This is a genomic window from Photorhabdus aballayi, assembly GCF_026153155.1.
GTDB lineage: Bacteria > Pseudomonadota > Gammaproteobacteria > Enterobacterales > Enterobacteriaceae > Photorhabdus > Photorhabdus luminescens.
In genome coordinates this window covers 26,364-32,363 of the sequence record NZ_JAPFCD010000057.1, presented here as the reverse complement: position 1 = coordinate 32,363, position 6,000 = coordinate 26,364, and the positions used below count along the sequence as shown (strand labels likewise).

At 42.3% G+C, this 6,000-nt stretch carries 5 protein-coding genes; all 5 read left to right on the top strand.

Translation table 11 applies throughout. The features are described from left to right. Positions 1–531 precede the first annotated feature (531 nt). The 5 genes from OO184_RS20685 to OO184_RS20665 all read left to right on the top strand — a co-directional run bounded on the left by OO184_RS20685 (position 532) and on the right by OO184_RS20665 (position 5,955). On the top strand, positions 532–1,134 hold the full coding sequence (locus tag OO184_RS20685) for a TetR/AcrR family transcriptional regulator (protein ID WP_265380803.1): 603 nt from the start codon (positions 532–534) through the stop codon (positions 1,132–1,134). Between the two features lie 121 nt (positions 1,135–1,255). Beyond that, complete coding sequence (gene curA / locus OO184_RS20680) at positions 1,256–2,293, top strand: NADPH-dependent curcumin/dihydrocurcumin reductase (RefSeq protein ID WP_265380802.1); 1,038 nt, start codon at positions 1,256–1,258, stop codon at positions 2,291–2,293. A gap of 51 nt (positions 2,294–2,344) precedes the next feature. After that, on the top strand, positions 2,345–3,502 hold the full coding sequence (locus OO184_RS20675; RefSeq protein WP_265380801.1) for an iron-containing alcohol dehydrogenase: 1,158 nt from the start codon (positions 2,345–2,347) through the stop codon (positions 3,500–3,502). Positions 3,503–3,613: 111 nt separating this feature from the next. Then, entirely contained in the window at positions 3,614–4,108 is a 495-nt protein-coding gene (gene aac(6'), locus OO184_RS20670; RefSeq protein ID WP_265380800.1) for an aminoglycoside 6'-N-acetyltransferase, read from the top strand. A gap of 251 nt (positions 4,109–4,359) precedes the next feature. Beyond that, positions 4,360–5,955 carry an ABC-F family ATPase gene (locus OO184_RS20665; RefSeq protein WP_049583457.1) on the top strand — a complete coding sequence of 532 codons (1,596 nt, stop codon included), beginning with the start codon at positions 4,360–4,362 and terminating at the stop codon, positions 5,953–5,955. Positions 5,956–6,000 lie beyond the last annotated feature (45 nt).

Below are 6,000 nucleotides of genomic sequence, written 5' to 3'. Positions count from 1 at the left end.
TCTATGACGATTTAATAATAATTTTATTATTTTGAACATTAATTCATCATTATATTGATGAGATGTTAATGCATTGTAATATTGAATGAGTATAACTGAGTAACAGATTGTATTTATCTTGAATAGCTATAAGCCACTAATTTTATAAGTCTTTCTTATTGCTAAGAAGCTTGTTGACTTATTGATTAACAAATATTTGGATAATGAGCTAATATTATATTTACTATAGGGACTATTGCATCCTTGATGGAAGTATCATAGAAAAATAAAACTGTTATCAATGTAATATCATTGGTTGTTAATATGTTTATTTGCGGTGTGGCATTATTGATTTTTCTTAATTTTTTTCTTCGTGTTTGATTTGAGGGCACATTCTGCATCAAATTAATATGTGTTTCAGAATAACGCTATAAGTCAGTAAGAAACTGGTAGCAAATGGTATTAGCGGAGAATTTCCTACCCCTTATTGCCGGCTGAAAACTTTTATTTTAAATTGTAGACGATTGGTCTAATTAGATATAAATTGTATCTATGCAAACGAATAAAAATCCCCAAGATATCCGTCAGCACATCCTGGACATTGCTCAGCAAGTTATTGGATGTAAAGGTTTTTCAGCCGTCGGACTTAATGAAATTTTAAAAGCGGCAAAAGTGCCGAAAGGCTCGTTTTACCATTATTTCGCTTCGAAAGATGCATTTGGCGCCGCTATGCTTGAAGATTACTTTACCCACCATCTTGAAAGGATGGATAACATTATGGCGCGTAAGGAATGGACAGCGAAAGAGAACTTAATGCAGTACTGGCAAGGCTGGTTGGAGCCGTTGGGAGAAGACGGCACTGTCGGTGGGCAAAAGTGTTTGGTAGTTAAGCTCGGTGCTGAGGTGAGTGATCTATCCGTAGCGATGCGTCTGGTGTTGGAGGATGGGACAAAGAATATCATTATGCGTCTTGCCTCTGTAGTGGAAAACATTGTCCATGAGGGTGGATTGGATTGTTCTGTTGAGGAAGCTTTCCCGCTGGCTGAGGCGCTATATCAGATTTGGTTAGGAGCGAGTCTGGTGGCGAAGATCACCCAGAGTAGCGCACCGTTACAAAGTGCTATGGCTACCACCAAGCGATTATTGAATGCATAGCGAATAAAAACACTGTTGAAAGTCTCTATTCATCAGTGTTTTTTATACCTAATGATTAGACGACTGGTCTACTTTTTGGGTATCCCAATGATATTGACTTTAATGTTGAAGGAGAAGATGAATGTTTCAAACACAACAAACAAATCGCCGGATTGTCTTGGCTACACGTCCGCATGGTTCGCCGACATTGACCGATTTTCGTCTGGAACAGCAACCTATCCCTGAGATAAAGGAGAAAGAGCTACTGTTACGCAGCGTTTTTCTTTCGCTAGATCCTTACATGCGTGGACGAATGAGTGATAAACCATCTTATGAGCCGCCGGTGGAGCTTGATAGCGTCATGGTTGGCGCAACAGTGAGCCGGGTAGTGTCTTCAAATCATTCGAGATATCAGGTTGGTGATTGGGTACTCGCATATAGCGGTTGGCAAGATTATGCCATTTCTGATGGACGTGGCTTGATGAACTTAGGGCAATCGCCTGTTCACCCATCCTATAGACTAGGCGTGTTGGGAATGCCGGGTTTTACAGCCTATCTGGGATTGTTGGATATCGGTCAACCTAAGGCTGGTGAAACATTGGTTGTCGCTGCGGCAACTGGGCCGGTTGGCGCAACGGTTGGTCAGATCGGCAAGCTCAAAGGTTGTTATGTTGTTGGCGTAGCGGGTGGCGTGGAAAAGTGCCGTCATGCTGTTGATGTATTGGGATTTGATGTTTGTCTTGACCACTATGCTCCAGACTTTGCGGATCAGTTGTCCAAGGTTTGCCCGAAGGGGATCGATATTTATTTTGAAAATGTGGGCGGCAAGGTATTTGACGCTGTTTTACCGTTATTGAATGACTTTGCTCGCATTCCACTTTGCGGGATGGTGTCTCACTACAACGCCATTGACCTCCCGGAAGGGCCAGATCGTTTGTTTTTGTTGATGGATCAATTACTGCGGAAACGAATTCGGATAGAGGGATTCATTATTTTGGATCATTACACTCGGCGTTTTGGCGAATTCTTACATGATATGTCCACATGGCTTGATGAAGGCAGGATAAAATATCGAGAAGAGGTGATATCAGGTTTGGAAAATGCTCCAGAAGCGTTTATTGGCCTGTTACAAGGTCACAATTTCGGCAAGTTAGTCGTCCGTGTCGGCCCTGATAATTAAGTGCGGTTAGACACATTAAAAAACTGTATTCGATTGATGCAGTGAGGTGCTATGCGAAATTTTAAATATTACAACCCAACCAAGATCGTTTTTGGTAAAGAGACAATTAACCGTCTTGATAACCTAGTGCCGCAGGATGCGCGGGTACTGATTCTCTACGGCGGTAGCAGTGCTGAAAAGGCAGGAACGCTGGATGAAGTCAAGAGGGCGTTGGCTAATAGAGCTATTCAGGAATTTGGCGATATTGAAGCTAACCCGACTTACGAAACTTTGATGAAAGCGGTTGAATTGGTGCGCAATAGTGAAGTGGATTTCTTGCTTGCTGTCGGTGGTGGTTCTGTGATTGATGGCGCCAAATTTGTAGCGGCAGCGGTTAATTTTGCAGGGGAGCCTTGGCGTATTTTGGAAGAGGGGGGAGCTCTTATTCAGAGCGCGCTTCCGTTTGGCACCGTTTTGACGCTACCCGCGACGGGTTCAGAGATGAACAATAGTTCGGTGATTACCAATAAAGCGAAACAGGCTAAGCTGGATTTTATGAGTTCGCTTGTTTTTCCTCAATTTTCCATTATGGACCCAACGAAGACCTATACTCTTCCGTTACGTCAGGTGGCTAATGGAGTGGCTGATGCTTTCATACACGTTATGGAACAGTATTTGACTTACCCTGCTAATGGTATGGTGCAAGATAGGTTTGCTGAGGGGCTATTGCAGATATTGATTGAAATAGGTCCTCAAGCGATAAACGCCTCGGATAATTACGAGATCCGTTCCAATCTAATGTGGGTTGCGACTTTAGCTCTCAATGGCTTGATTGGTGTAGGTGTGCCGCAGGATTGGTCCACACATTGCATTGGTCATGAATTAACTGCGCTTTACGGTATTGATCATGCTCGAACGTTGGCAATTATCCTACCGGCTAATTTGCAAATTTGCCGGGAAAACAAACGTGCCAAATTGTTGCAGTATGGTGAGCGTGTTTGGGGTATTGCCAGTGGAGATGAAGAACAACGGATTGATCAAGCTATTGCATATACTCGCAGTTTCTTCGAGGATCTGGGAATCCCGACCCGTTTGTCGGATTACAACCTTGGTGTTGATGACATTGATCGGGTGGTGAAACAATTGGAAGATCACGGTATGACTCGATTGGGTGAAAACAAAGACATTACGTTAGATATTAGCCGCCAGATCTTGCAAGCAAGCCTTTGAGCTGGAGGAATGCCCTGGGACTCCAGGGCTTCTCCCAAGTCTGGCGTCTGTTTTAGTGAATAAATTTGCAGTATGATATAAGTTAAATAAGAAAAAATGTCTGAGTCAAAAATGGATAATCAATATCAGCAAGCATCGTATATTCAGTTGGAAAATAATCTCTATCAAATTGTCGTGAATAACAGCCATAATTTTGATGAATGGTTGTATTTGCGGAGTTCATTATGGCCCACGGCATCAAAAGAAGAGCACTGCGAAGAAATGACCTCGATTTTGCATTCTGGTAACCAGATTGCTTTTATGATCCAATCGGATTTAGGTGATTTTTGCGGTTTTGCAGAAGCTTCATTGCGTTTTGAATATGTCAATGGGTGCAATTCCTCTCCGGTAGCTTACCTTGAAGGGATCTATATTTCCCCGGAATTCAGAAGAAAGGGTTTAGCAACCCGACTTATAGCGCATATTAAAAATTGGGCTAAGGATCATGGATGTACTGAAATGGCATCAGATGCTGATATAAATAATGAAGAATCACTGGCTCTTCATTTGTCTCTTGGATTTGTTGAGACAGAAAGGGTGGTTTTTTTTAAGAAGTTAATTGAATAGGAATAAATGAAAAAGGTGAGAGAGTTTTTGGCATGAGAAATATTTACAAGGTCTGTACAAGCTCGACTCTCATGCTACTAGTAGCATTAAATTTTTTCATATATATTTTTCGATCATTTCAAACATATTCCTGTCTTTTGTCGAAGAAACAGATATAACTATAAGGCGATACTATCGTTCTACTGTGGCATAATGCGCCGCTATCGATTTTTCCGATTTCCCTTTTGTTTCTAAATGTAAGAGCGAATGCAGTGTTAAGTACAAACAACATCACTATGCAATTTGGCAGTAAGCCCCTGTTTGAAAACATTTCTGTCAAGTTTGGCAACGGTAACCGTTATGGTCTGATTGGCGCTAATGGTTCTGGTAAATCCACTTTTATGAAAATCTTGGGTGGCGATCTGACACCTACTGCCGGTAATGTCAGCATCGATCCCAATGAGCGCATTGGTAAACTGCGTCAGGATCAGTTTGCTTTTGAAGAGTACACGGTATTGGATACCGTGATTATGGGGCACACGGAACTGTGGCAGGTAAAGCAGGAGCGTGACCGCATCTATGCGATGGCAGAAATGAGTGAAGAGGATGGCTATCGAGTTGCGGATCTGGAAGTCGCTTATGGCGAGATGGATGGTTATAGTGCCGAAGCGCGAGCCGGAGAGTTGTTGCTGGGTGTTGGTATTCCAGTAGAACAGCATTACGGTTTGATGAGCGAAGTGGCGCCCGGTTGGAAATTGCGTGTATTGCTGGCTCAAGCACTGTTTTCTAATCCTGATATTCTGTTATTGGATGAACCGACGAACAACCTGGATATTGATACGATTCGTTGGTTAGAGCAAATACTGAATGAACGAAATAGCACCATGATCATTATTTCCCATGATCGTCATTTCCTGAATACAGTTTGTACTCATATGGCCGATCTTGATTACGGTGAGCTGCGTCTGTTCCCCGGTAATTATGATGAATATATGGTTGCCGCCACTCAAGCCCGTGAGCGTCTGCTAGCTGATAATGCAAAGAAGAAAGCACAGATTGCGGAATTACAATCTTTTGTCAGCCGTTTTAGCGCTAATGCTTCTAAATCAAAACAGGCGACTTCCCGTGCTCGTCAAATTGATAAAATCCAGTTGGAAGAAGTTAAAGCATCCAGCCGCCAAAATCCTTATATCCGCTTTGAGCAAGATAAGAAATTATTCCGTAATGCTCTGGAGCTGGAAGGTTTGACTAAAGGCTATGACAATGGCCCTCTGTTTAAAAATCTCAACCTATTGCTGGAAGTTGGCGAGAAAATAGCCGTTATCGGTGCTAATGGTATCGGTAAAACGACCTTCCTGAAAACATTGGTTGGCGAGGCAGAGCCAAATAGCGGCACAGTTAAATGGTCTGAAAATAGCAGCATTGGTTACTATGCTCAGGATCATGCCCATGATTTTGACTGCGATCTGACGGTTTTTGACTGGATGAGTCAATGGAAGAGAGAAGGGGATGATGAACAAGCTGTTCGGAGCGTATTAGGACGTTTGTTGTTCAGCCAAGATGACATTAAGAAAAAAGTTAAGGTGTTATCGGGTGGTGAAAAAGGGCGGATGCTATTTGGCAAATTGATGATGCAGCAGCCAAATATTCTGATAATGGATGAACCGACAAACCACTTGGATATGGAATCCATTGAATCCCTGAACCTTGCGCTTGAATTATATAAAGGTACTTTGATATTTGTTTCTCATGATCGGGAATTTGTTAGCTCCTTGGCAAGCCGAGTTATGGAAATTAAATCTGATAAGGTTATCGATTTCAAAGGTACTTATGATGAGTATCTGAGAAGTCAGGGAATTGTTGAGTAATAATCTTATGAGATAAATCGCCCTGGTTGAAATAACCGGGGCGTA